Below are 25,845 nucleotides of genomic sequence, written 5' to 3'. Positions count from 1 at the left end.
ATTTTTATGAAATACGATTCGTTACGTACATTGCCCAAAGTGGCTGGTGGTGGCCACTGGTCAAAGCCTACCTTATTGGTCTAACTGATCAGTGATCTCAGCCACAATATGGGTCATGGGCTGATGGTCGTGATCCACAGTCACCTTTTGCGCCGCCTGTTTGATAATGGGCACCGCGTTAGCCACAGCATAACCGCAACCCACGCCGCTGATGATTTCTAAATCATTGGCATAATCCCCCATGGCAATGACCCGATCTAGAGGCACCGTGTCCGCCAAGGCAATTTCTAAGCCGCTCAACTTAGAAACATTTTGGCTAGCAATCTCCACATAGTGCACATCGGAAGTGGTGACTGCCACTGGCATATCGGCGACCAATTGATAAACTTGTTGGTCCACAGCATCATCTGGGGTCACCAAGGAAATTTTGGATAACAACGGGGGCGTTGCTTGTTGCAACATGCCCACCAGCTGATTTTTGGTGATTTCATCGGCTTGTTTGGGCGTATCTACAACACGCCGGGTCTGGTCCCCTAACACCACCATTAATTTGGCAGTGGTAATTGGGGCTATTTTTGTAAGCACTGCTAAACTTAATTGATTAGCTAACAGGCGTTTCACCAGCCGACCCTGGATTGTTTGTACATAGGCCCCATTCAAATACACAATGAAATCCGGCGTTATACTAGACCCCAGGGCTTTATGGACGCCCCAAAGTGTGCGCCCGGAAGTAATGCCAAAGAAATTGCCGGCTGCTTGCCAAGCTTGAATGGTGGCCTGGTCTTTTGGGTCGATGACCTTATTAGAATTCAATAACGTCCCATCTAAGTCGGAACAAATCACTTGATACTTTGTCTTTTTTATCATTAGCGCCGCTCCAATAACCAAACATGAGCCCCAAAGTTGTGGTTGTTCAAGTTTAAAGTCACATTCGTGTTTAAATCTAAGGCTAGGTCAGCACAACCAAAGTCGGCTTGCACCTGCCAGCCTTGGCCTAATTCTGGTAAAACCGCCCGATCAAGACCGGGTTGGTCAAAGGTATGGGCCACCAGCAAAACTTGTCCAGCAGTTTTTAAATCTGCTGTGTCACTAAAACCAGCTACTTGCCAGCCTTGGGGGTCGTGATAACTTAACACGTCCGGGCCAAAGCGCAACGGGACACCACTGCTGATCAACGGGGCACAGCGCTGGTATAAAGCTAAGGCGGCGTCAACAGTTTGCCACTGATCACTGGTTAAGCCCGTCACATTCCCGGATAAGCAAATCCGACCCAGAAAGCCACTAACTAAGCGATAAATGAATTCATCTGGTTCAGCTTCTGGATGGAGTACCACCCAAATGAGATTTTTCGTAGCCGGCACAATGTTTTGTTCATTGGCCGCAATTAAAGGGATACAGCTGGATTCATGGGCATCTGAAAATGAGGAGAAATCTGTTATGTCCATGAAGGCTGGGGTCAGGCGATGACCCCCGGAGGAACAATTTTCAATGACCATATCGGGACAGTCGGCCTTGATTTGATGGATAAACTTTAAACTGTTGTCAATCAAGTCTTCTAAACCAGCGCCCAAACCTTCAGGACTATCTACCCCGACCCCTAAACTATCGTTATAATCAATTTTCAAATAATCAAAGTTGTTAGTCTTTAAAGTCTCGATGACTTTTCCCGTCAGATAGCTTTGCACCCAAGAATCACGCATATCCCAAAAGCGCCGGGTCCCGGCAGTAATTGGGATATCGTGCTTTTTAGCCAAATGGGCGGTGTTTTGAAATTGTTCAGCAGCTGCCCCCACGGTTTCCATTTCAAACCATAAACCGGCTTTTAAACCGGCGGCATGGATGGTCTTGGTGGCGGCTTTTAAGCCATTGGGAAAAGCCTGTTGATAAACTTGCCAATCCCCATGATTGGTCTGCCAGTCGCCATTTTTATCCGCAAACCAGCCCGCATCGATCACATAGTAGTCGATGTCATGGGCTTTGAGGGCGGCCACCGTGGTTTCAACCGAACTTTCACTGGGTTTGCCCCAGCTAGTGGCCCATTCATTGAAGACCACGGGTAATTTATCAGCCTTGGTGGTTGGCGCAAAGTTATGGGCCACGGCTTCTAAACGGCCACTGCCCACTGTGATGTAGGCCCAAGGGGTGGTGAAGCTGGCCTTAGGTTCAACGGTTTTTTGCCATTGGCCATAGTCTTGATCAGGCAAGCCCCCGGTGAGCACTAATTCATCATCTAAGCGTAGCGCTTCTAACTGCCAGCTGGCCGCCCCTGCTAATTTAACCAACCAAGTCACATCTTGACTGGCATCGGTCAAACCCACAATGGGGAAAAAACGCCGGACAGGCATCGACCCCAGTTGGCCAAATTTTGCCACAGCCAATCCAGAAGCCTTCCAGCTTTCTTCCAAGTCATAATCTTCAATTGGTCGGCGCTCAATGCGGCCTTCCATGGCCCATTTCGAACGAAACCGCACCAGTTCCAATTGCCCCACGGGATTCTTATCAGTGAAAGGGCTGAGCCCACTCAAACAAAAACTGCTGAGTAATGCCAAATGTTGAACAGCGTCGCTTTCATTGGTAAAAGTCGTCCGCACCCCTAAATATGCCGTGTCTTTGTGATAACACAGGGTATGGATATAAGTATTGTCCCAATGGTCTTTGAGATAGGTCGCCACACTGATAGTATCGCTATCTTCTTTGACCTGTTGTTTGTTGTAAGTCAAGCTCTGGGTGGTGGCACTGCGATACATGCTGACCCCATTGCTAAAATTTTTGTCATAAGCATCTTGCACTAATTTGGCTTGAACCAAACTATGGACTTGCGTATCGGTTCGTAAAACAAAATCCGTGGCCCGCTTGGTTGGATAAATTGTCCAACTGACATGACCGCGATTATCTTTCAAATACCGTGCCGTGATTGGACCCAACTTAAAAGTGGACAGAATCATTTTTTCTACCAAATTAAAAAGTCCTTTCCAGTTAAACGCAACAGCCCTTCTATAAAGTAATAATCCCCATAAATCAAATTGGTGTTTTGGCCTTTTTCATCGTGATAGGCTGTGGTAGCCCCACTTAAAATGCTATCGGTAGCCGTATCGAAATTGCCATACTTAGCACTAATGCTGTGTAACATTTTTTCGGCGGCATTTTGATACAGGGGACGTTCATTTTCAGAAACACTCTTGGCAATTTCCAACAGGCCACAAGCTGCCGTGGTCCCGGCGGAAGTATCAAAAGTTTGTGGTTCTTGTGGGGCTCTAAAGTCCACTAAAGGCACGTAATCGGTATTTTCAATATTGGCTAAGAAGTAGTGGGCTACCCGTTTGGCGGTCTCTAAGTAACGGGCTTCGTGGGTATGATGATAAGCCAAGGCAAAGCCATATAAGGCCCAGGCTTGCCCCCGGGACCAACTGCTGCCCACTTCATAGCCTTGACCCCCATCGGTGCGTAAAGCCGCACCGGTGTTGGGGTCAAAGATCACAATATGGGCCACCGACCCGTCAGCCCGGACGTGATTTTGCATCACCGTATCCGCGTGGTTATTGGCAATTTCTTTAAACCGAGGGTCTTTGGTGACAGCACTGGCCCAATACAACAGTTGAATGTTGATCATAGAATCAATGATCACCCAACCGGCCCGGTCCCGGTTCCAAGAGCGCAAATACTTGCCCACGGGATTGTAACGGCCTGCTAATAAATCGGCCGCATGCCGACCCCGCCAATAAGCCCGGTCATCGCCATCCAGCCGATAGTGAGCAACCGCTGTGGGTAGCCACATAAAGCCCACATCGTGGTGCAAGCCTTGATATTTCAAGAAAGCTTGGTCTAAATCCACTTCGTTGGCGATGGCAGCTGCTGCTAAAGCAGCGTCTGGTCGGTAGTGGTTTAATTGCCACAAAGTCCCGCCCCAAAAGCCATTGGTCCACCAAATAATATCTTTTTTAGCCATATCTGCTTGATAATGACCGTCTTCTGCAATATAAGGAATCGCACTAGGTCCAATGCGCTGGACGGTAGCTTTGGTTTTGGCATAAATCTGATCTAAGGTTGTCTGTGCCCAATCTTGCATCATGTCGCCCTCTTTTCTTAATAAGTTAACTGCTAGTGTTTTTTAAAATCTGTCAAAATTTATAAACTAATCTTTAAACACAAAATTGTGAGCTGCGATAAACCAACGGGCTTTGTGCTTCAATATCACCTGCTGGCTGGTAATCTCTAAAGGTAAAAATACATAGCTGGAATCTTGATAATGTTTAGCGCCACCCCAACGGTCCCCCACATAAATGACTTGGTTGCCATTTTTTAAAACAAACGCAGGTTGGCTATCAAAGGTAGTAGCATCCCCAAAGTCCTGTAAATCCGACCAGCTGCCCGCAATGGCTGAAGCCACCGCATACTTGCCTTGGTTAGGCCGCCAGCCGCTGGTGCCAGAAGTCAGCATATAATACAAGCCGTCATGTTTGAACAGAACCGGGGCTTCCCGAAATTCATTAGACCATAGCCGATTCACCAGGCGAGTGACATTCAGATAGTCACTACTCAACTGGTAAATATGAATATCTGCATTGCCCCGGGCGGCGGAAATGAAATAAGCCTGATCAGCATCCACAAACACGGTACAGTCCCGGGACATGTTCCCAAAAGGTCGAAAATGGCCGTGTTCGGTAAAATCCCCATCTGGTGTAGCTGCCGAGGCAACCAACACCGCTGCTTCCCGATAATCCCGGCCGTTTTCAAAATGGGCCCATAGGACAAATCTTTCAGTCTTCGGATTATACAAAACCTTGGGTCGTTCAATATTGACTTTGGTGCCATCACTATTCACCAGACCAGCTGTCGCTTGAAAGCGTTCAGCCTTAAAAGGTGACGTAGTGGTTAAAATGTGGTTGCGAAATTCCCAGTGCATTAAGTCTTGGGAGCGGTAACAACTGACATAATAATCAGCCCGGCGATCTTCACCATACCAATAATACCAATCCTGGTATTTAAGGATGCAACCACCATGGGCGTGAATGGGTTGGCCGGTGGTATCCAGCCAAGGTTGACCATTTTGCATCATCTTGAAAAACCACCTTTACTTGGCGGCGCCAGTGATGCCTAAGAAGGTCAAGACAAAGGCCAAGACAACCACGGCCAGTAGGACACGGACGGGTTTGTTCTTTTTACGTAAGTAGAAGAAACAGCCTAGCACTAACAGCAGTGGCAAGAGACCTGGCAAGATCATGTCAAAGATTTTTTGAATATCCACCACTTGTGACGCCGACTTGATTTTAAGGACAGTCTTAAAGGTGACATATTGCGCAGACATGGCCCCCACCATCATCAACCCCACAATGGAAGCCGCTTTGGTGATGAGATTCAAGGTGCCGGATTTCATGGCATCGGTGATGAAGGTGTTGCCTAATTTGTAGCCATATTTCCCGGAAAGCCATTTGATACCCCAGTTAGGGATATTCAACAGTAGCATGAACAAGATTGGCCCTAACCAACTACCTTGTTGGAAGAAACCGATGGCAATCCCGGTGGCGATCAAGCGGACCCCATTGGCCAGTAAAGAATCCCCAATACCAGCGAGCGGTCCCATTAAACTGGACTTCAAGGCATTGATACTTTTAGCTTCCACACCATTTTCTTTGTTTTCTTTTTCCATGGAAGTGACGACCCCAAAAACAAATGGGGCCACAGCCACGTTGGTGTTGAAGAAATCTTGATGTCGTAACATGGCGGCATAGAATTCATCGGTATCTTTACCGTAAATTTTCTCCAAATAAGGCAGCATGACCCAAGAGAACGTTACCGCTTGTTGTTTGGTATAAGAAGTACAAAACATCAGCCACTGACTGCGCCAGAATAAGCTGTTATAGAAGCGTTTCTCAGATTTTTTATCTGGCAAAAAAGTTGGTGTTGTTGTTGTATCAGTCATTATAAAAATCCTCCTCTTCACTTTCTTCGGCACTTTCAGCAGTCTTAGGTTGGGCATTATTACCGTTGGTGTGTTTGCCAATTTGGCCAATGACTGCTAAGAAAGCCACAGCCGCACCTAAGAAGGCGACTTCAATCAAGGTGCCTTTGAAAAAGGCGACCAAGCCAAAACCGATGAAGAAATAAGGTGCCAATTTTTTACTCCACAAGGAGATCATCAATAAAGCCATCCCTAAAGCAGGTAACATGCCCGCGGCAACCGTTAGAGAATTCATGATCACCGTTGGAATCATGTTGACAAGGGCTTTAATAGCAGATGTGCCGGCTAAAATACTGATAAATCCTAATAAGAACCACATTAATAAATAAACAAAAGCTTGAATATTCCATAGCCGTTTAAAAGCCTTGATTTGATGATTTTCCAAGTGGGTCTGAAAGCGGGTGACTAAAGAAGTGGCCCAGAATTTAAATAAGTCATAGATCAACGTCCCTAACATACTGAAAGGAATGGATAAAGCCACGGCCACGGAAGGTTTAGCACTGACTAAAATTGCAAAGGCACAGCCAAAAATACCACCTAGGCCATAATCTTGCGGGATGACCCCACCCATGGATTGGGTCCCCATGTATACTAATTCTAAAGCAGCACCCACGGTAATTCCTTCCACAGGTTTGCCTAACAAAATCCCAGTGATAGTGCTGGCAATCATTGGTCGATCCCAGCCCATGGCACCCCACCAGGCCCCAAACTTAACTAATACACAGGCTAATCCCACAGCAAGTGCTTGCATTAACATAATCTCATCCCTCCAATAGTTTATCTAATGGTTCTGCGGCATCGCCAGGTAACGGTTGATAAATAAATTTATCGCCCTTTTGTGCCAGGTCTTTGAAAATTTGGACCTCTTCGTCGGACAAATAAACGGTATCCGTGATCTTATGGCGCCCGTCAAGTCCGGCAACCCGGCCATAGTTAGCAATGTCTAAAATTGCTGGTTTAGTGATGAGTTCGGCCAACAGCGCAGCCACTTGCTTAGGATCATTTAAAACCAGTAACACTTTTAACTTATCCGCCCGAGGATCATTTAACATCTTCGCGGCCTTATCAACGGACAGCACAAAGGCCTTGATTCCTTCTGGTGCCGCCATCTTTAACGCACTAACTTGAATTTCATCTTCACTGATAGTGTCACTGACCACCACAATGCGCGTTACCTCTAGTTGTTTGGACCAAGTCACGGCCACTTGACCGTGAATAAGACGGTCGTCAATTCTTAACATTTTAATCAATTGGATCAATCCTTTCTAATAGCCAAATGAATTACCGATATGAGTGTTTAAAAGAAGTTGTCATCTTGGTTAGATGAAACCTTGAGTTTTAACCGCTTCAACCCGGTGCGAGCCTGTTCAATTTGGTGATCCAAGTGGGTTGGATCGCTATCTAACACCACCTGTAAGGCCAAGGTTAAATTAGAACCGGTGACTAAGGTGACGTTGTCTTTGATGGTTAAACGCATAGCGGCATTGCAAACACTACCACCCTCCAAATCACCTAGAATCAATACCTCGTCTGCATCCGTAATATCGGCTTCAATGGTTTTGATGATTGCATTAGGATCGCCGCCAGGCATTAGGCCAAAGGCGGTGACGTTATCTTGTTTGCCGGCAATCATTTCCACAGCTTGCTTTAAACCTTGAGCAAAGTTGTTATGGGAAATGAAATAAATTTTTCTACTCAACAGTGTTTCCTCTTTTCTTAAAATCGTAAATTAGAATAATATCTGGTTTAGCACTGGACACTAATCTATAAGCAAGAACCATGCCAACTTTTGGCGAGGGGCTGAAAGCCTTGCCATATAAGCGCTTGCAAAAAAATATGTGAATGTTATAGTTAGTTACGACAGAAATCCGCTAAATTTTAAATGTGTCGAAGGAGACTGACAAATGGGCATTCATAGTGTTGAAAAGACTTTAATCGCTGAAACCCAGAAAATTAATGAGCTCGCTGATCTGCAACGGCTGACTACTGCCTTTTTAGCACGGCGGGTCAAGCTCAGCCGCAATACGGTGAGTCAATACCTCAATGAGTTGTTAAAGCAAGAAAAAGTCATTCAGATTAAATCCCGCCCCACAAACTTTGCCGACCGGGCCACTTTTTGTGAACACTTTTTCACGCCCAAACAAAACGTCTATGCGTCCTTACCGGAATTAATTCATGAACAACATAATAATACCAACGCCTTTGAAACCTTCATTGGCAGTCAGCAAAGCATGAAGGAAGGCATTGACCGGATCATCACCGCCGTCAGTTATCCGCCTAATGGCCTGCCTTTTGTTTTGTCGGGCAATACCGGCGTGGGTAAGAGTTATTTGGCCAAGTTGACCTATCAATATTGTATCGAGTCCGGGATATTAGATGCCAAAGCCCCCTTTATCGTGTTGAACTGCGCCCAGTATTATCACAACCCGGAACTGCTTTCCAGCAATTTATTTGGCTATGCCAAGGGCAGTTTTACCGGGGCGACAACAGATTTCAAGGGGATGTTGGAGTCAGCCGATGGCGGAATTTTATTCTTAGATGAATGTCATCGTTTGGATCCGGAAAGCCAAGAAAAGCTGTTTTCCTTTATGGATACCGGCACCTTTCAGCGCATGGGGGAAGGCAATGTCTTGCGCCACTCCAACGTGCGCTTGATTTTTGCCACCACGGAAAATTTGGAAGAAACTTTCTTGCAAACCTTTATGCGCCGAATTCCCATTGCCATCACCGTGCCGGATTTAAATAACCGCTCCAAGTCCGAATTAAAACAGCATATCTATAAAGCCTTCATTGTAGAAAGCCAGCGTTTAAATAAGACGTTAGAAGTCAGTCCTTGGGTGATCAATCGCCTCTATAATTTCAATTACAAAAATAACGTGGGAGAATTAAAGACCACTGTCCGCATCCTTTGTGCCCGGGTCTTCAGTAAAGCCCGCCAAAAAGCCACCATTCACATCACTTCTGAAACCATTGGCAATGGCTTTTTGCCGGAGCTATTGGCTGTTAACGAACAAGAAGCCATCACCCAAGACACCGTGACCTTCACTCCCACCAGTACCTTAGCCGACTATGAACTGCAACTCCACGATGACAATCGCCTGATCAATGAGCTGGTGGCCCGTTTGATTCAATTGGAAACCAGTTACCAAAATAAAACAATTACCATCCTTACGTTAAAACAACACATCGCCCGGGAAGTTGGCGCTTTGATGGATCAACTAGTTCATCAAGACGGCCGTTTTGAAAACGAAGCCCTCAAATACATGATCAGCGTCATCCAACAATTATTTGATTACTTAGATACCTCGTTTTTCGTAAACATCAAAGGCAATGCCATCGTGGCCATCGCCAACTTTATGTATCGCAAGCAAGATTTCAACCTCAGCCTCACCACCAGTAATCAAAATAAAATCAGCCATCTGTTGGAATTGTTAAAAGAAAACACCGTGCTTGAGTATCAATTATTAAAATCATTTCTGGACTTAATTAAAACCAAGTTGGATTTCAAGATGGACGACTTAGATAAACTGCTATTGCTTAGCTATTTACTCAGTCTAGGTGTGGACTATCAGCGCAGTGGCAAGCAGGCCATCATTTTGGCCCACGGCTTTTCCACAGCTAGCAGTATTGCCGATGTGGCCAACCAATTTTTAAATGGCAAGATTTTTGATGCCTTTGACATGCCTTTATCGGTTTCCACCAGCCAAGTGAAGGAATTTATGTTACGCTATCTGAAGAAATACGATTGCAGCAAAGGCTTGATTATCTTGGTGGATATGGGATCTTTAATGGTGTTACCTGACATTCTCAAAGACCTCATCCCCGGCCCTATTTTGATTGTCAATAACGTCTCCACCCAAGCGGCCCTTTATGTGGGGGAAATGATCCAACAAGATATGGCCATTGATGAAATTGGCCGCAAGGTTCAACCCAAACTGCTACCCAAATACCAATTGACCTATCCAATTTTAGAAAAAAGACCAATGATCATCACCACTTGTCACACCGGCATTGGGGCGGCCAAACAAATTCAAACTTTGTTGACAAAAAGCATCCCCAAAAAACTGGGTTATCAGTTTGAATCCGTAGATTTCGCGTATTTAAAGAAGTACGGTACCGACAGCCCTATTTTCAATCAATATGATGTCAAAGCCATCGTGGGGACGAATGATCCAAAACTAGCTGGTTTTCCGTTCATCTCTTTGGAGAATTTAGTGTCCAATGATGGGACTAAAATCATTCAGCAAATTTTCCCAACGGTTCAAGATCCGGACATGATCACCTACATCAATGACCACTTGATCCAAAACTTCTCCATTGAGCGGTTATTGTCGGCGGTGACCATCTTGGATGTGAAAAAGGTGATCAACTCCGTGGGGGAAATGATCGAGCATTTAGAAGAAAGTGCCCAAATTAAATTGGCCAACAGCCAGCGGGCCACCTTGTATGTGCATATCAGTGCCTTGATTGAACGCCTGATTCGCAATGACCCGCCTTTGACCTATACCCCAGATGATACCATCGACCGAACCCAAGGCCTCAATCAAATCAAACGCGCCCTAGCTGACATCGAATCAGCTTATGGGGTTAAAGTCGACACCGGTGAATTGAATTATTTGTATGATATTATTTTTCAGTCCTAAAAAGGAGGTCAAACCTTGTCCCTCGCCCAAAATTTCCAATTGAATCAAAAACAAGTGCAAAAACTAGCCCTGAGCCAGGATATGCAGCAGTCAATTTTAATGCTACAACTAGACGTCATTGACCTAACCAATTACCTGAAGAACGCCAGCTTGGAAAATCCTCTGATTGAAGTCAAACCCCACTTGGAACGGGATGTGGCCGCAGCGGCCTTAACGGGCTATCCCATAGCCGACACCCACCAATCTTTATTTGACTACCTCTTGGAGCAAGTCCATCTGGCTTATCGCAAAACGCCTTTGCGGGATTTGCTGGTCTATTTGATCAAACAATTAGACCCTTCCGGTTATTTATTGGTGGACGATGCCACCATTATGGCCGAGTTAAAAATCTCCAAAACCATGTTGTTAGATGCCAAAACCTTGCTCCAGCAATTAGACCCTCCAGGCATTGGAGCGGCCAACTTGCAGGAATGTCTGATTTTGCAGGCGGAATATGATACCAATCCCATACCAGCTGGCGTGTTACCAATCTTACAGGATCACTTCGACACGTTGGTGGCTCAAAATTGGACCCAGCTGCAAACTGACCTGACTTTAAAGGCAGCAGACTTGCAGACTTGCTTAGATTACATCCGCAGCCTTTATCCCTATCCGGGACAATTGATGGACCAACAGACCCCCACCCAATACATTTTGCCCGAGCTCAAGGTCACCCAAGATCAAGGCAAGTTGCGTTTGGCTTTCTTTCACCGCAATCAACCGGAAATCATCTTTGAGGCTGAATCCTATGACCATTTGCGCCAGTCCACCGATGCGGAAGTCCAACAATATGTCCAGGACAAATACCGGCAATATCAAGCCCTGACCTATAATTTACAACGGCGCCGGGAAACTTTGTTATTGATCGGTAAGCAAATCATGACCCAGCAATATGATTTCCTTTCTCAAAAATCCACGACCCTGGCCCCATTGTTGCTTAGAGACATCGCCCAGACCCTGCAAATCAGTGAATCCACGGTGAGCCGCACCATCAACAGCAAGTATATGGTCACCGACTTTGGGACTTTTCCCTTGAAGGCCTTCTTCTCCCGGCGCAGTCAGAGTGCCGATGGGGATAGCAACCTTTCGGTAGACCAGCTCTTGGCCCAGATCAAAGCTTTAGTGGCCAAAGAAGACAAAGCCCATCCCCTAAGCGATGACACCTTGGCCCAGCAGTTATCGACCCAAGGTTTCGACATTGCCCGGCGGACCGTGGCGAAATATCGCAAACAATTAGACATTCCGGCGTCCAGTAAACGGCGGGCGCCCCGATAACAATTCAGTTAGGCTATCAAAATGATCCTTGTGTACCGTAATAGTTACGGCTGACAAGGATTATTTTTTCGTATCACGGTAACCTGGCATTTTTAGAAATCGCTTGCAAATGTAACTTTATGTGTTTATGCTAATGGCATTAGAATGATTGGGAAATATAATTTCTCATAAGGAAATAGGACTGGACAACCTGTTATCTTGTTTGCCTCCGTTGCTTTGTTATAAACCAAATGGAGGAAGAAGAATGATTCAATTAATTCGCAAAAAACGCGTATTGTTAAGCAGTTTTATTTTACTATGCTTGTTAGGTTTTTTAATCGGGTTTCGTACGACCGTCGCTGCTGCTGAAACCACGAATTCGGTAGATTGGGGAAATAACTTTGGTAATTTTCGGGTAAATCAGGATTTACCTGCCCGCTATCTTAAAGTTCAACTACCAGATCAAAATAATCAGTTTTTACAAGTGACCCCTACAGATCAACTGACGCTAACTAAGGATGTCAATACCGCAACCACGTTTGCCGCTTATATCTCCGCGCCCATGAGTAGTCTGGGCTATGAAATTAAACCCACCCTGCAGTTACAAGATACCAAAAGTGGTAAATTCTTAACGATTCAAAATTACCAAAAAAATGCTAAAGGGTATTTCAACAAAGTTGCAGCTGACACTTACCAAGTCACCGCTTCTGCACCGAAGGCTAATTATCATGAACGCTTCTCAATCACTGGCACAGGCCAAGCTGATACTTATACCATTTCTAGCCATCTGGAAACTATCCGGGACGAGTGGACCACTAGCAGCCAAACACCCTTGGCATTTAACCCTAAAACTGGATTAACTTCTAGCAACACTGCTGAAGCATTTCATTTCGTAACAGCACCCACAGCGGGCAACTTGATCGTGACCAGCGATACAATTGACAACGATGCTGTGATTTCTTGGAAAGCGGTCCAAACCACTGACCAACCCAACGACTACAGCGTTGATCCACAAGCCACAGTGACTAAACAGGGCAATCGCTTCACCGCAAAACTACCCTTGACCGCTGCCAAACAAACCATTGCTATCACCTATAATAAAAATCCAGCAATGACTGGCAGCCTTGATATCAAGGCTATGTCCCATCCTGGTATTCATGTAAATAGTGCTCAATTGGATGCTATGAAGGCCCATATTAAAGCCAAAGAGAATCCTTGGTATGCCGATTACCAATTATTGCAAAATTCCGTCGCCTATGGGCAAAGTTCAGCCGATTATAAAACTAATTTTGCTGAAGCGATTGGTCGTGGGGATGCCCCTTCTTCAAACAACATCAGTTATTTGGAACAAGCAGGGGATGCAGCTTATTTCAACGCCTTACAATGGGTTATTACAGGTGATGCCACCTATGCGAAAACAACTGCTAATATTCTCAACACTTGGTCAAATCTCAAAGTTTTAGATGGTCGTGACCGTATTCTTGGCGCCGGTCTTAATGCGGTCAAATTGACCACAGCCGCCGATATTTTAGTAGGTTACCACAATGGTTATGCCGGCTACACTACTTCAGATCTTCAAAACTTTCGTAATATGCTGACCAACACCATTTACCCGGTCCTACAAGATGCTGCTATTCCAATGCGGGCCAATGGGAACTGGGACCAGGCTGCTATTGAGGGTCTGATTTCAATTGGCATCATCACGGATAACTATCAGATTTATCAACAAGCCACTAACTATTTAACCGATCCATATATCAATGGTTCTTTAGATAATTACTTCGCACCCAGTGGACAAATTATGGAATCCGGTCGTGACCAAGCCCATGCTCAATTAGGTATCGGCTTAATGACGGAAATTTTTCAAGCGGCCGGTAATCAAGGTGATGATTGGTTTAGCTATGGTAATAACCGTCTGGCAAAAGCTGCTGAGTGGTCAGCCAAGTACAATCTGACTTATCAAGATCCTAATTATCATCCTATGGACAACCTTTACCATGATCGGGGGCCTTTTTCTTATTGGACCCGCATGGATCAGCAAACCATCAACCGGGGTGAACTCCGGCCAATTTATGAAATGATATTGGCCCACTATGGTTCTCGACCAGATGTTGATACAACTTGGACCGCGAAAGCCGCTCAAGCTATGCGACCACAAGGCTTTGTTAATACAGATAACTATAATTTTGATACCTTAACTTTTTATAATGGTCCAGCAATCCAATCTGCACCGGTCTTCAAATTGCGCACTCGGGTAGAACCTTACTACAATCGTACCTTAGCTGATCCAACCAACACCGAGTTAAGCTATGAGCCTTATGAATCCTACTTTAATGCTGACAAGCTGGGTACATTACGCGTCACAGCGCGGCAGAAGGATGCGGATAATTACCAGCTTATCACCAATGATGATGGTTCTTATGCCATTAAGGATTTGACCAATGGCTATTACTTAACGGTTAAATCAAATGGCAACGTTTCAGCTGAAGCCACACAAATAACTACCACCGAGAAGTTTAAACTCTATGCCAATGGCCTAGGTTTCTATGGCCTTGCGCCTTTCAATCAACCTAATCGTTTATTGGAAACCGTCAGTACTGGGGCCACAAACCCCGGGCAGCCTAATTTACAACTCGTGGTAGGTGATACGGCTTTTGGCACCACCGTGGCCAATCAAAATCGCTTCATCTTTATGTATCAAACAACTTCAAATGACCAATAAGTTGAATGCCTAGCACTTGTATGTACGATTGGTACAAGTAACTAGCCTATATTAGCAATGATCCCGCTGACAGACCCGTTGGCTTAAAGTTTCCAACATGGTCTATCAACGGGATTTTTGAATACACTTAAATTACCACAGCAGCTACTCCATCTGTTTTACCGACACATCTCAAACCTTCTTTGCATCTGGCGGGTGCATCATCAATCGGGGTCAAAAAATTGTCGTATCAACATCATAGTTACTGGTATGTCAGCATTTATTCTTCCTGCACTTAGGCGTCGCCAAATATTGGCATATTTATTGCTTACACAGTTATGAAAGCGCTTTTTAAAAATCATATCTGGGAGGAAAAATATGTTATGAAAAAACTGAAAAGTCCACAGCACTTGTTCGCAAAAACATGTCTGGCCCTGGCCTTGGGCGGTATTAGCTTAGCCGTCACAAGCAATGCCCAGCCGGTAGCTGCCGCATTTTCGCAACGCATTGAAGCCGAAACTTTGAGCCAACACACTGGCAATGTTTATATCCGTCATGATGGTGATAAAATCCCCATTGACACCAAGGGCAACAGTATCACCTTGAACAATGCCTCTGGCCATCAATTTGTGGATTTTAGTGATCCTGTAGCTGATACTAGCTCGTATTTAAATACCATTCCGGCGGGGCAAGATTCCGCCACTTGGCAGGTGCAAGTTCCAAAAGCTGGCTTTTATCAACTGCGTTTTAACTACAACAACCCAGCCACCGAAACCAAAGGCAACCGCAATGATCGTGATGAACGTAATTTCCGGGTAATGATCAATAATAGTACTGACCCCTTAAGCGATGCGGGCTGGGCCGGTTGGATGATTTTTAACATCTCGGGCTATAAAGATGCCAATACGCCGCAAAGTACGGTGCAAAGCACCGATAATTACGCGGCGGTACGGGGAAACACGAAATGGAACAATAATTATATGACCGTCCATCTAAACGCTGGGACCAACACCATTACCTTGGCATTACAAGCACCCCCTGGCCAAGCAGTTTTTGATGGGCCTAACTTGGATTTCTTTGACGTCACCGATGTGAGTGACCAATACGCCACTAACTCTGAAATCCCCTATGTAGCCAAAGATTTCAAATTTGCCCACCCTGGTATCTCTTATACCGCCAAAACCCTAGACCGCATCCGGGCCAACAAAGACAACACCAGTACTATTGACGGTAAAGCCTATGCCCAATTGAAGGCTTCCCCATTAGCTGCTGCTGACTATCAACCAGACCCCCAAGCCTTGATCGATATTGGCCCCTACAACAATCCCAATATCGGTGGCGACCATCTCACCAAAGATAGTTTTGCGGCCAGTTCCAATGCTTTGATGTGGTATTTTGATCGGGATAGCGCCCATGCCAAGACAGCTATCAACATCCTCAACGCCTGGACCAACACCTTAACAACAGTCGGTCACGGCAATGATGCCAAGTTGCGTTTTGCCTTAGACTTTCCGGAAATGCTCAATGCGGCTGAACTCTTGAAAAATGTTTATAATACTGACCCAACCACCGCTGATGCTGATAAGTGGCAACCAGCCGATATTGCGCGCTTTGATGCCTTTGTTAAAAGTATGATGATTGCTAGAGGTGGCACCTACAGCCCGACTGTAGATTACTATCCCCAAGCCAATGGTGGCTGGGATGCCTTGATTGGCGCCTTTAACATGTCGGCGGCCGTTTACTTAAATGACGTTGACCTGTACAATGCTGCTTTACAGCAGTTCTATCTGGGTAATGCCCAAAATCCCAATGGTGTTTCTGAAGGCGCTTTGTTGAGTTACATCTATCCCACAGGCGAACTTCAAGAGACTTCTCGCGATCAAGCGCACGTCCAATTAGGGATCAATGGCTTAGCCCTGCAAGCCGCTATTTCTTGGAATCAAGGCATTGATTTGTTCTCAGCCTACAATAGCCGTCTGCTGGCCGGCGTGGCTTATACCGCGAAATATAATTTAGGCGAAGACGTGCCATCGGAAACCTTTGCCTCTGACCTCTCCCGGGGTAAAGCTAACGATGGTACCCCAGCCTATGAAATTGTGGCCAATCACTATTTGACCCAACAACCAATGACAACAGATGCCGTGCAAAGTGTGCAACAAGCCGCCGATACTTTGTCCCGGGCACCAATTGCCACCAACGAAGGCGGCCAACATATTAATTGGTTGCAAGCTGCTTTGTATACCACTGATTAATCGATTGCCCCTTAGCACTTAATTTCAAAACTTTATCTGGCGCTATGCAAAAAGCCTGCCGGAATCATCTGAGAAACGTTTTGGTTTCTCCCATGATTCTAGCGGGCTTTTTGAGTATCTTTAGGTGGTCCAAGTCTAAAGGACTTGAAACTTTTTTAAATTTTACTTTGCTGCATAAATGTCCGATATACCGCCAAGGCCGCATTGTCTGGACTTTCTGGAAACATATATTTCGGTGCTTCTGGTGCCGGGACCCATTGCACCGTGGATAATTCATCAGACACCTTAAAGGCTTGTTTGGTGGTTTGGCCAATAAACCCATGCATCAGCGCATCAGTTTTACCAAACCAATAAGTCCCGGTATATTGGACCGCCGGCAAAACCAGACCTAATTCTTCTTGAGCTTCCCGTTTGGCGCTAGCCTCTGCCGTTTCCCCCGGTTGCATGTAGCCGGAAATCAATGACGCATATTGTTGGGATAAATAAGGCATTTTGGCCAAGACAATTTCGTTAAATTCATTGGCCACCAGAACGATGACACAATCGGCAAAAGTTGGGAACCAAAAACGCTGACAGACTGGACAATACGGCGTTGTTCCGTCATCACCAGCAGCTTTGGCGATCAATTTTGTCCCACAAGTTGGGCAGTAAGTATAGACCATGGGCATATCTCCTCGTAATTGATGTTTGAAGTGACACAACTAGGCTATGTTGCATCTGTAAGGATAAATTATAGCCTATTTATGAAAAATTCAAACCATCAATATTAAATTATTTATCATCTGCATTTAAGGCATTTAATTTCACCGCCACATTAAAAAGTTGCTTTTTATCTGGCGGGCACAGCCCTGCGTTGATTTTAAAAAAAATATATTTTACTTCACAACTATTGATTTAACAACACTCATCCCCTATACCTCACCGTCGCCGCCAAATCTTGGCATCAAAATTGCTTATATAAATAATGAAAGCGCTTTTTAAACTAAATTCTATCTGGGAGGAGATACAAATTAGCTTTAAGCATTTAACAACTGTAGGTATTTATGACATATAACGAAAAAAGATGGGGTGACTAATTTGATTAAAATGTTACGTATTGATGAGCGCCTGGTTCACGGGCAAGTGGCGCTGATTTGGAGCCACCAGCTGCAAGTTGATCACATTGTGGTGGTCAACGATAAAGCCGCCAATGATCCAATTCAAAGCGCTTCTTTAAAAATGGCGACACCGCCAACGATGAAAGCCATTGTTCTAACCCGAGACAAGGCCAAAACACTTTTTGCCGATCCAAGGTTCAACGCCTTAAATTCATTCATTGTGGTAAACAATCCCCAAGACGCCCGCTTCGTCGTGGAAACTGGAGTCAAGATTCCCTTGGTCAATATTGGCAATTTTGGCCGGGCCTCTAAAGAAGCTGCTGCCAATAAAAAGAAATATACCGAGAATTTGCGGTTAAGTGACCAAGATGTCGCTGACTTACAAGCCATTAGTGACAGTGGCACGCCGGTCGCCTACCAAATTGTACCGGATCAACAAAAAATTCCGTTAGACAAACTCATTCAAAAGGGGGCATAAACTGATGGTTATTCAAGCCTTACTGATTGCAGTCATTATGTTTTTGACAAAGTTCTTAGATTGGGGTTTCTTCAATATTCAAATTCGTCCCATCTGGATCGGCCCATTGGTTGGCTTGGCGTTAGGTGACTTGCGCCAAGGTATTTTAATGGGGGCGGCCATTGAAGCGGTCTTCTTAGGGACCTTCTCCGTGGGTGGTTCCGTGCCATCTGACGTGGCTTCGGCCGGGGTATTCGGCACCGCCTTTGGGATTTTGTTAGGTAAAGGGACCTCTGCAGCTGTCGCTTTATCTATTCCCATCGGTCTATTAGCTGTTTTACTGTTCAACTTGATTGCCGGGGTGTTCTTTAACTTCGTTGTTGATTTTGAAGATCGGGCTGTGGCTAATCATAACGATAAGCTGTTTACGGCGACCCATTATTTTGCCATTATCTTTTATCCCACCGTCTTTGCCATCATGGCCTTTGTCATCATGATGATCGGGGTTGAACCGGTCAAACAAATGATGGCTTCGATGCCACCATTTGTTAACGGCGCGCTAACAGCTATGTCTGCGGCTTTACCTGCCCTTGGGATGGCTATCCTAGTGAACTCCATGTGGGACAACCAACTGATGGCCTTCTTCTTTATCGGCTTCATTATGGCGGCTTATCTAAAACTAGGGACCATGCCAATCGCCGTCCTTGGTGGCGCAGCAGCTGTCTTCTTCATTTTGACGGATTACAAAAAACGCCAAGAAAATAAGAATCGGCCCAGCGGACCGGCTGCCGGTACGGCTGGTGGCACCGAATCACATGAAATGGAGGACTTCTTATCATGAGTACAACAACCAATAGTTTAACGAAAACGGATAAAAAAAATATTCATAGTATCTTCTGGCGTGGGTTTACCGTCATGGGCGAAATGACTTACGTGCGGATGCAAGGCCCAGGCTTTGGTTGGACCATGATGCCTTTGTTACGGAAATTGTATAAGAACGATGATGATTACTACGCCGCTGTGGCTAGACACATGCAATACTTCAATACCAACCCGGTCTTCTTACCATTTCTCCAGGGCATTGTCTATTCCATGGAAAAACAAAATGCTGAAAAACCGATGCCGGATATTGAAGAAAGCGTTCAAGGTCTAAAAGTCGGCCTGATGGGTCCTTTAGCCGGTTTAGGAGATTCCTTCTTTACCGGAACTTGGCGGGTCATCACTACTGGGATTGGCCTAGGTCTGGCTACGCAAGGCAATATCCTCGGTCCCCTGTTGTTCCTAGTTTTATTCCACGTCCCTTATTACTTTGTCAGATATTACGGCGGGGTCCTGGGTTATAAAGTTGGGGCCAATTACATTAGTGAAGCCCAAGAAAGTGGGTTGTTAAGTTCCATCACCAAGGGCTGTTCCCTACTGGGGTTGACCATGATTGGGGCCATGACCTATCTCAACGTGCCCTTGAAATTTAGCGTGGTCACTAAACTAGGTGGCGTGCCTTTCAATTTACAAACAACCCTAGATGGTATTCTGAAAGGTTTGCTGCCCTTAGGCGTGGTTTGGTTATTGATTTGGTTGTTGCGGAAAAAGAAAATCTCCACAACTTGGATCTTAATTGGGGTCATCGTTATCTCTGCTGTTCTTGGTGGCCTAGGCATCATCAAGTAAAGGAAGTAATCATTTGATAATCAATGGTTCTTATTTTTCCACGGTCCTGGACCGTTACAAACAATATGTGGCTGTTTTACCTAAAGCCATGTCCGCCAAAACCCATGTCTTGTTTCTCTTACATGGCGTCCGAGCGGATGAAAAGGCTTGGTTGCTGAATACACCCCTACTGCCTTGGGCTGACGAGTATGACACCGCCTTCTTTTGTCCCGCCGGTGAAAATAGTTTTTACACGGATCACAAAAATGGTGAAGATTACGGTCAAGCCATCGGGGTAGAATTTTATCAGGTTATGAAACAGACCTTCAGTCTGAATTTTAGTTACTTAAACACCGCCATCGCTGGCTACTCTATGGGTGGCTATGGGGCCGCACTTTTAGGTTTAAAGTTTCCCTATTACAGCGCCATCGGGGCTTTTTCCCCCGCGTTTATCTTCTACAAACGCGATCGCAATGACCCGGTCTTTAACCAGGTTTTTGCAGGGGGTTTAGAAAATAGTGAAAACGATGCTGCCTTTTTGTTTAAGCAACGTTTCAAGTTAAATCAAAAATTGCCCCGCATCGCCTTATATTGCGGTGATCAAGATCCGTTAAACAAGCACACCCAGGCCTTTGGTGATGCGGTCAATGCCGTTAAGCCTGACAGTGCCAGCTATCAACAACAATCCGGATTTCATGATTTTACTTTATGGCACCCGGCATTACAAAATTTTTTGGAGGACTGGTTAACAAATTAATACCTATGGGAGGGAATATCAATGTCTTTAAAGTTTAAACAGTTTAAACTGCCCTTAATCAGTTTAGGCTTGAGCTTGTTGTTTTTGTTGTTGGGACAAGCCCAAGTTGTTCAAGCGGCTTTTGCAGATCCGGGTAAAACCACCAATCAACCCGTACCTGCCATCTCCACCAATGTTCAGCTACAGAAAACGACCACCAATGGCATCTTACACCCAGCAATTTCTGCTAGCCCAGATGCTTTGGAAAATACCCGTAACGAGCTGGTCAATCAGGCCCAACCATGGCAAGCTTATTATGCGGCCATGTGTCAAACCCGCTTTGCCAGCACGGCCTTCGCCGCTTCAAACATCCAATCGGGAACTTTTGACACCATCAAAAACAACACCTTCACCAGCTCGGGCCAGGAAATGGCCCTTGCAGAAGACGGTTTTCGAGCCTACACCCAAGCGGTTATGTATTATATGACCGGCAATGCCCAATATCGGGCCAATGCCCTGCGGCAGATTCGCCTTTGGGAACAATTAGACCCTAATAAAGTGACTTATTATCCTGATGCCCAAATCCATGCCGTGGTGCCCTATTATTACCTGGTTAGTGCTGCGGAATTATTGAAATATACCTCACTGACCCAACCCACCTACGTGGATCAGGCCACTGGTAATACCGTCGATCTGGCCTGGACTCAAAGTGATGATGAAAAGTTAGTCAATAATTTCATCAATCCGTTGATGAAAAACTTCATGAACAAAGATAACTATTATTTGAATCAACAAAACTACTTAAACACTGGTAAAATGGCCGGTGTCCTCTTCAAATCTGACAAACAGGCTTATGATGACTTGGTAGAGGTGGTCATGGTCAATAAGGAGACCGATAAGCCCTATAGTAACGGCGCTTTTGCCCACTTGCTTTACGGTATCTCCAAAGATGACCCCCGTAATCCTACCAAACAAGATTACACCCAATTGTTGGAAATGGGCCGGGACCAAAACCATGCTAAAGATGATACCTTGACCTTGATCGGGTTGGCCCGCATCATCAATCAACAAAATACCAAGGTAGACCCCACCACTGGTCAAGTATCTTCTGCAGCCAACGCCGTGGATCCTTACGCCTTCAAGGGTGGTAGCCTACTTACGGGCGTAAATGCTTTCTACCAATACAACTTTGGCAATTATATTCCTTGGACCCAATTGCAAGACAATGGCGGCAGTGACTTCCCCGCCTGGGACGGCAATGGTTCTTCCAAGTTGATCGATTTTGGTGGCCCAATTGCCCAGGATTCTCGCGGCCGGATCAACAAATACATGAATAACAGTGAGTTATACGACTATTATCGCTATCAAGAAGGCTATTCTGAAGCGGAATTAGCTCAAAAAGCCCCAGCCATGACTTATATTGCCCAACACCTAAGCAATCCCGTCTTTTACGAAGGAACTCAGACGATGAATTACTGGGGGGCTTATAGCGACAACAAAATTACTGAAATTGGCGCTGAGTACTGGCTATCCATGCCAAAACAACGAGCCGACGCCGACTATGGTCACGTATCAAACACCTTGCCAACGACGCCAAATCGCAATTTTGTGAAAACTGGGACTATTTTGGATGATAGTTTGGCCAAAGTCCAAGATGATTACGTGCGGGTCACCGCGGCTGCTCATCAAGGTGATATCCACGAAACCGATTATGCCAAACGTTATCCCCAAGATAAAACCAGCAATCCTGGTGGCAGTCAAATCGCCATGACCGGCTTAGTGAAAAATAAACAGTCGGCCATTAAGATTCGCTCTAACGGTGAAGCCACGTTGAAACTCAGCAGTCAAAATCTGCCGGACAAAGCTTATGCCACCATTGCCATCCCTAATACCCACGGCCAGTGGATCAGCTTGTTATATCCAACCCAAGCCGCCCCTGAAACCACTGTATCACCATATTTAGACTTCTACAGTGTGATCGGCGGCTCAAATGTGCAAGTGGACTTCCAAGAATATCAATATGTATCTGATGAGACAGCAGTCCCAAGCTTTACTGATGGGACTGCCCAAACGCTGAACTTAGTCAAAGGCGAAACTTATACCGCCCCAATTGCCAATGATGCTAACAATGCTTTGAGCCTTGATGGGACCATTGCCGGTTCTGCAACGCTCAATGGTAACAATTTGACCATTACCCCCAATAAGGCTGGTACTGAGTCGTTATTGCTGTTAAAGACCAGTAATGGCCTGACGGCAACGCAAGCGTTGACTTTGAATGTTTCTGACAGTCGCGCCGCTGCTTATAACGCCGTTGCTGCTTTAAAGTCTAAAGACACGTATATTACGGCCGACCAAGACAAAATCAACCAAACGGATAAAGCTGTCAAGGCACTACTTGATAGTGGCAGTGATGCAGCCTTTGCCCAAGCCCTAAGTGCATATGCCACCGCCGTTCAAAAGGGTGTACTGCTCAACGGCAAACTCAGTGATGGCAGTCTGGATTATGCCACGGATCCAAAATTTGTCGCGGTTACTACGCCTGATGGCAAACCAGTCGCTGGAGCGGCCCAAAATCTCGTAGATAACGATGTGTTCACTTTCGATGGCAACTTCAGTCAGCCTATTGAGATTTTTGACTTTGGCACTGCTTATCGCCTGAAAATGTCTAAGTTCGTCATTCAAGCCCGCATCGGTTTCCCTAACCGGGTTGCTGGGACAAATGTCTATGGGTCCAATGATGGTAAAGATTGGACGCTGTTAAGTGATCAAATGACCGCCACAGAAAACGGTCCGCAGACCCTCATGGTTAAATCAGACCAGCAGAACAAACCTTTCCGTTATCTGAAACTACAAGTGGATAAAGCTGGCGCTGACACCGATCCCGCTTACCCTGGGGTAAATACCCGGGGTGAGTTCCATATCTTTGGAGACCGGGTCGAAGCCAACGCCAATACAAGTGCACAATAACCACAGTTCAAACCAGTACATTAAGCATCATTACTACTAAAAGTTTTACCTCCTAAAAATCAAAACGCCATAATCCCACGCTTCAAAAAGTGTGTGTGATTATGGCGTTTTTGATGTACTTTTCATTTCCAAATTACTGCGGACTTTCAGGTTGTAAATCCCCATAGAAATAAGCTGCAGTGGCACCGCCATCGATCAAAAAGGTTGAGCCAGTGATAAACGACCCGGCTGGCTGCAATAACAGTTCCGCCACATTGGCCACTTCATCGGCGGTCCCGGGACGGCCGGCGGGACTTTTGGCGAACATATCTTTGTAAAAATCGCCGCGAGGGCCGTTAAATTCATCCAGAGCTAGGGGTGTGACGATAATCCCTGGGGCAATATCGTTCAACCGGGCACCCTTTTTGCCCCATTTGACGGCTTCGGCCATGACCCGCTTTTCGTTACAACGCTTAGCCAGTTGATACGCGTGCAATGAGTCGCGAATGTTTGCCGGTTGCAAAAAGTCTAAGTTCAGCAACTCTTCCGTTGGCGTCAAGGCCAGTTGGGCATCTTGTTTTGGTGTTAAGGCAGGCATTCTGTGCCCAGATTGACTGGAAATAGTGACCCCAGCCCCACCTTGCGCCATGACTTGCCCAACTTCTTCCAAAAGGACTGCCGTGCCGTATAAATCAACTTGCAGTACTTGGGCTACAGCCGCTTGACTGGGAGAAACACCGGCTGCGTTCACCAGTAGCTTGATTGGCCCATAGGTTTGGGCATTGGCAATCAAAGCTTTAATAGACGTTCTTGAAGCCAGATCCATGACAACAGGGGTCACATCAAAGCCGGCCTTATTCATAGTGTCCGCAATTACTTGGGCATTGGCCAAGCTTTTGTCCCCAATCACAATCTTCATGCCAAACCCAACACGCCGGGCAATGGCCATCCCAATTTGACCCGCCCCAGTTAAAATCATGACATCAGCCATGTTATCAACTCCTTTATTTCGTCCTTAATCAGCTAGTTTAGCGTAATCTTCATCCGAAACCGGTTCTAACCATTCCGGGGTTCCAGCGGTAATGGCGACATGGGAGAACCAGCTATCCTTCGTAGCGCCATGCCAGTGTTTAACGCCATCATGGGTGACCACCACATCCCCGGGGTGGAGTTTTTGCGCGGGTTTACCGGCTTCTTGGTACCAGCCCTCCCCACCAGTTACCAATAAAATCTGATAGCCATTGTGATGGATATGCCAGTTATTCCGGCAGCCGGGTTCAAAAGTTACATTGCCCACACCCACGTTAACGGCGGGATCCGCCACCAGGTTGGCCAAGTAGCTCTGGCCTACAAAATACTTGGCAAACGCGTCATTTTTAGCACCCATTTCAAAAATACCGTTCTTAACGGCTGATTCATTATTGTTTTCTGTCATTTGAATATTCTCCTTTTATAAAATCGATTTAATAAGGTCGGTCCCCATCACTGCCAGGTTGATCAATCCCCACACTGGCATAGTTGTCTAATTGTGGATTTTGAATCAGTTTGATAATATAATCCGCGATACTCTTGCGGGAAATAATGGTCCCTTTAAAGGGTTCGCCCTTTTGGGTAGTTTCGTAATTGATGTCGTCTTGATTATTCATGTACGCAGCTCGAATGATGGTGTAATTGACGGTTGAGTCTTCAATGATTTTGGCTGCACGCCGAGTATCATCCATGATATCTGAACCAATACTTGCTTCGACCCAACGGCCGAATTCCCCGGGTACTTCGTGATACAATCCTAGTCCCGTGACATAAATCAATCTTGACACATGATTGGCGGTCATTGCTTGGACAATGTTTTGCGCCATGGGTTCAAATCGACCACCTAGATTGGCATAAACGATATCCTGCCCGGCAATAGCCGCAGACAATTTGTCAAAATCAGTGACGTCGCCGTCAATCACCGTCTCCCGCTTAGCATCAATCTGGCCTAAGCGTTGGGCGTGGCGTAAATAAAGGGTTAACTGGGCATCAGTTTCTTTTAATAAGCGTTGGCGGACCAATTGGGCAATTTGCCCGTGGGCGCCTAAAATAATTATTTTTGTCATGTTGGCCTCCTGTTATGA

21 protein-coding genes are annotated in these 25,845 nt (G+C 45.7%); 9 read left to right on the top strand and 12 right to left on the bottom strand.

Annotated features, from left to right (window positions below; genetic code table 11):
- Window positions 1-72 precede the first annotated feature (72 nt).
- From FC83_RS05725 to FC83_RS05690, 8 genes are all read right to left on the bottom strand, one after another.
- Window positions 73-867, bottom strand: coding sequence for an HAD-IIB family hydrolase (locus FC83_RS05725; protein ID WP_057002506.1), 795 nt, complete (start codon window positions 865-867; stop codon window positions 73-75).
- On the bottom strand, window positions 867-2,957 hold the full coding sequence (locus FC83_RS05720; RefSeq protein ID WP_052004471.1) for an alpha-galactosidase: 2,091 nt from the start codon (window positions 2,955-2,957) through the stop codon (window positions 867-869). Before FC83_RS05720 ends, FC83_RS05725 begins: the two co-directional genes overlap by 1 nt.
- Window positions 2,951-4,069, bottom strand: coding sequence for a glycoside hydrolase family 88 protein (locus FC83_RS05715; RefSeq protein ID WP_035451147.1), 1,119 nt, complete (start codon window positions 4,067-4,069; stop codon window positions 2,951-2,953). Before FC83_RS05715 ends, FC83_RS05720 begins: the two co-directional genes overlap by 7 nt.
- Before the next feature lie 63 nt (window positions 4,070-4,132).
- Window positions 4,133-5,056, bottom strand: a complete 924-nt coding sequence (locus tag FC83_RS05710; RefSeq protein WP_052004470.1) for a family 43 glycosylhydrolase — start codon at window positions 5,054-5,056, stop codon at window positions 4,133-4,135.
- A 15-nt stretch (window positions 5,057-5,071) separates the two neighbouring features.
- Window positions 5,072-5,920, bottom strand: a complete 849-nt coding sequence (locus tag FC83_RS05705) for a PTS system mannose/fructose/sorbose family transporter subunit IID (protein ID WP_057002505.1) — start codon at window positions 5,918-5,920, stop codon at window positions 5,072-5,074.
- Window positions 5,913-6,716, bottom strand: coding sequence for a PTS mannose/fructose/sorbose/N-acetylgalactosamine transporter subunit IIC (locus FC83_RS05700; protein ID WP_057002504.1), 804 nt, complete (start codon window positions 6,714-6,716; stop codon window positions 5,913-5,915). The genes FC83_RS05705 and FC83_RS05700 overlap by 8 nt, the downstream gene beginning before the upstream one ends.
- Before the next feature lie 4 nt (window positions 6,717-6,720).
- Window positions 6,721-7,200, bottom strand: coding sequence for a PTS sugar transporter subunit IIB (locus FC83_RS05695; RefSeq protein ID WP_235184206.1), 480 nt, complete (start codon window positions 7,198-7,200; stop codon window positions 6,721-6,723).
- 56 nt (window positions 7,201-7,256) lie between these two features.
- Window positions 7,257-7,658: a PTS sugar transporter subunit IIA gene (locus tag FC83_RS05690; RefSeq protein WP_057002503.1), complete on the bottom strand. Its 402-nt coding sequence runs from the start codon at window positions 7,656-7,658 to the stop codon at window positions 7,257-7,259.
- A 205-nt stretch (window positions 7,659-7,863) separates the two neighbouring features.
- Between FC83_RS05690 and FC83_RS05685 the strand changes: the two genes are divergently transcribed.
- From FC83_RS05685 to FC83_RS05670, 4 genes are all read left to right on the top strand, one after another.
- Window positions 7,864-10,602 carry a sigma 54-interacting transcriptional regulator gene (locus tag FC83_RS05685; RefSeq protein ID WP_035451141.1) on the top strand — a complete coding sequence of 913 codons (2,739 nt, stop codon included), beginning with the start codon at window positions 7,864-7,866 and terminating at the stop codon, window positions 10,600-10,602.
- A 15-nt stretch (window positions 10,603-10,617) separates the two neighbouring features.
- Window positions 10,618-11,916 carry an RNA polymerase factor sigma-54 gene (gene rpoN / locus FC83_RS05680; protein ID WP_035451140.1) on the top strand — a complete coding sequence of 433 codons (1,299 nt, stop codon included), beginning with the start codon at window positions 10,618-10,620 and terminating at the stop codon, window positions 11,914-11,916.
- Window positions 11,917-12,160: 244 nt separating this feature from the next.
- Window positions 12,161-14,617, top strand: coding sequence for an alginate lyase family protein (locus FC83_RS05675; RefSeq protein ID WP_035451139.1), 2,457 nt, complete (start codon window positions 12,161-12,163; stop codon window positions 14,615-14,617).
- A 362-nt stretch (window positions 14,618-14,979) separates the two neighbouring features.
- Complete coding sequence (locus FC83_RS05670; RefSeq protein WP_057002502.1) at window positions 14,980-16,848, top strand: alginate lyase family protein; 1,869 nt, start codon at window positions 14,980-14,982, stop codon at window positions 16,846-16,848.
- Window positions 16,849-17,003: 155 nt separating this feature from the next.
- Here the strand turns inward: FC83_RS05670 and FC83_RS05665 are convergent, their stop codons facing one another.
- Complete coding sequence (locus tag FC83_RS05665; RefSeq protein WP_035451136.1) at window positions 17,004-17,510, bottom strand: NUDIX domain-containing protein; 507 nt, start codon at window positions 17,508-17,510, stop codon at window positions 17,004-17,006.
- 424 nt (window positions 17,511-17,934) lie between these two features.
- Here FC83_RS05665 and FC83_RS05660 point away from each other — a divergent pair, with 424 nt between their 5' ends.
- Genes FC83_RS05660 through FC83_RS05640 form a run of 5 tightly spaced genes read left to right on the top strand, consistent with a single transcriptional unit; the run spans window position 17,935 to window position 23,752 of the window.
- On the top strand, window positions 17,935-18,423 hold the full coding sequence (locus FC83_RS05660; protein WP_162260646.1) for a PTS sugar transporter subunit IIB: 489 nt from the start codon (window positions 17,935-17,937) through the stop codon (window positions 18,421-18,423).
- Between the two features lie 4 nt (window positions 18,424-18,427).
- Entirely contained in the window at window positions 18,428-19,243 is an 816-nt protein-coding gene (locus FC83_RS05655; protein WP_052004466.1) for a PTS mannose/fructose/sorbose/N-acetylgalactosamine transporter subunit IIC, read from the top strand.
- A complete protein-coding gene (locus tag FC83_RS05650; RefSeq protein ID WP_035451133.1) occupies window positions 19,240-20,070 on the top strand; it encodes a PTS system mannose/fructose/sorbose family transporter subunit IID in 831 nt (276 codons plus the stop codon). Before FC83_RS05655 ends, FC83_RS05650 begins: the two co-directional genes overlap by 4 nt.
- A gap of 13 nt (window positions 20,071-20,083) precedes the next feature.
- Window positions 20,084-20,806: an alpha/beta hydrolase gene (locus tag FC83_RS05645; protein ID WP_052004465.1), complete on the top strand. Its 723-nt coding sequence runs from the start codon at window positions 20,084-20,086 to the stop codon at window positions 20,804-20,806.
- A 21-nt stretch (window positions 20,807-20,827) separates the two neighbouring features.
- Entirely contained in the window at window positions 20,828-23,752 is a 2,925-nt protein-coding gene (locus FC83_RS05640; protein ID WP_035451131.1) for a discoidin domain-containing protein, read from the top strand.
- 133 nt (window positions 23,753-23,885) lie between these two features.
- Here FC83_RS05640 and FC83_RS05635 read toward each other — a convergent pair whose 3' ends face one another.
- Genes FC83_RS05635 through FC83_RS05625 form a run of 3 tightly spaced genes read right to left on the bottom strand, consistent with a single transcriptional unit; the run spans window position 23,886 to window position 25,827 of the window.
- The gene (locus FC83_RS05635; protein WP_035451130.1) at window positions 23,886-24,722 is read right to left on the bottom strand and encodes an SDR family oxidoreductase; all 837 of its coding nucleotides are present in this window, start codon (window positions 24,720-24,722) and stop codon (window positions 23,886-23,888) included.
- Between the two features lie 24 nt (window positions 24,723-24,746).
- Window positions 24,747-25,166 carry a cupin domain-containing protein gene (locus tag FC83_RS05630; protein WP_035451128.1) on the bottom strand — a complete coding sequence of 140 codons (420 nt, stop codon included), beginning with the start codon at window positions 25,164-25,166 and terminating at the stop codon, window positions 24,747-24,749.
- Window positions 25,167-25,194: 28 nt separating this feature from the next.
- Entirely contained in the window at window positions 25,195-25,827 is a 633-nt protein-coding gene (locus FC83_RS05625) for an NAD(P)H-binding protein (RefSeq protein WP_057002501.1), read from the bottom strand.
- Between the last annotated feature and the right edge of the window lie 18 nt (window positions 25,828-25,845).

This window comes from Agrilactobacillus composti DSM 18527 = JCM 14202 (genome assembly GCF_001436375.1).
Classification (GTDB): Bacteria; Bacillota; Bacilli; order Lactobacillales; family Lactobacillaceae; genus Agrilactobacillus; species Agrilactobacillus composti.
The sequence above is the reverse complement of the archived record's forward strand: the minus strand, read 5'-3'. Positions and strand labels throughout refer to the sequence as shown.

What these genes read in the sequence shown, in the direction of transcription:
- FC83_RS05715 (WP_035451147.1), bottom strand. Translation starts at nt 4,069, where the DNA reads ATGATGCAAGATTGGGCACAGACAACCTTAGATCAGATTTATGCCAAA.
- FC83_RS05635 (WP_035451130.1), bottom strand. Translation starts at nt 24,722, where the DNA reads ATGGCTGATGTCATGATTTTAACTGGGGCGGGTCAAATTGGGATGGCC.
- FC83_RS05685 (WP_035451141.1), top strand. Translation starts at nt 7,864, where the DNA reads ATGGGCATTCATAGTGTTGAAAAGACTTTAATCGCTGAAACCCAGAAA.
- FC83_RS05625 (WP_057002501.1), bottom strand. Translation starts at nt 25,827, where the DNA reads ATGACAAAAATAATTATTTTAGGCGCCCACGGGCAAATTGCCCAATTG.
- FC83_RS05710 (WP_052004470.1), bottom strand. Translation starts at nt 5,056, where the DNA reads ATGATGCAAAATGGTCAACCTTGGCTGGATACCACCGGCCAACCCATT.
- FC83_RS05660 (WP_162260646.1), top strand. Translation starts at nt 17,935, where the DNA reads ATGTTACGTATTGATGAGCGCCTGGTTCACGGGCAAGTGGCGCTGATT.
- FC83_RS05695 (WP_235184206.1), bottom strand. Translation starts at nt 7,200, where the DNA reads ATGTTAAGAATTGACGACCGTCTTATTCACGGTCAAGTGGCCGTGACT.
- FC83_RS05725 (WP_057002506.1), bottom strand. Translation starts at nt 867, where the DNA reads ATGATAAAAAAGACAAAGTATCAAGTGATTTGTTCCGACTTAGATGGG.
- FC83_RS05675 (WP_035451139.1), top strand. Translation starts at nt 12,161, where the DNA reads ATGATTCAATTAATTCGCAAAAAACGCGTATTGTTAAGCAGTTTTATT.
- FC83_RS05705 (WP_057002505.1), bottom strand. Translation starts at nt 5,920, where the DNA reads ATGACTGATACAACAACAACACCAACTTTTTTGCCAGATAAAAAATCT.
- FC83_RS05665 (WP_035451136.1), bottom strand. Translation starts at nt 17,510, where the DNA reads ATGGTCTATACTTACTGCCCAACTTGTGGGACAAAATTGATCGCCAAA.
- FC83_RS05650 (WP_035451133.1), top strand. Translation starts at nt 19,240, where the DNA reads ATGAGTACAACAACCAATAGTTTAACGAAAACGGATAAAAAAAATATT.
- FC83_RS05655 (WP_052004466.1), top strand. Translation starts at nt 18,428, where the DNA reads ATGGTTATTCAAGCCTTACTGATTGCAGTCATTATGTTTTTGACAAAG.
- FC83_RS05700 (WP_057002504.1), bottom strand. Translation starts at nt 6,716, where the DNA reads ATGTTAATGCAAGCACTTGCTGTGGGATTAGCCTGTGTATTAGTTAAG.
- FC83_RS05640 (WP_035451131.1), top strand. Translation starts at nt 20,828, where the DNA reads ATGTCTTTAAAGTTTAAACAGTTTAAACTGCCCTTAATCAGTTTAGGC.
- FC83_RS05670 (WP_057002502.1), top strand. Translation starts at nt 14,980, where the DNA reads ATGAAAAAACTGAAAAGTCCACAGCACTTGTTCGCAAAAACATGTCTG.
- FC83_RS05630 (WP_035451128.1), bottom strand. Translation starts at nt 25,166, where the DNA reads ATGACAGAAAACAATAATGAATCAGCCGTTAAGAACGGTATTTTTGAA.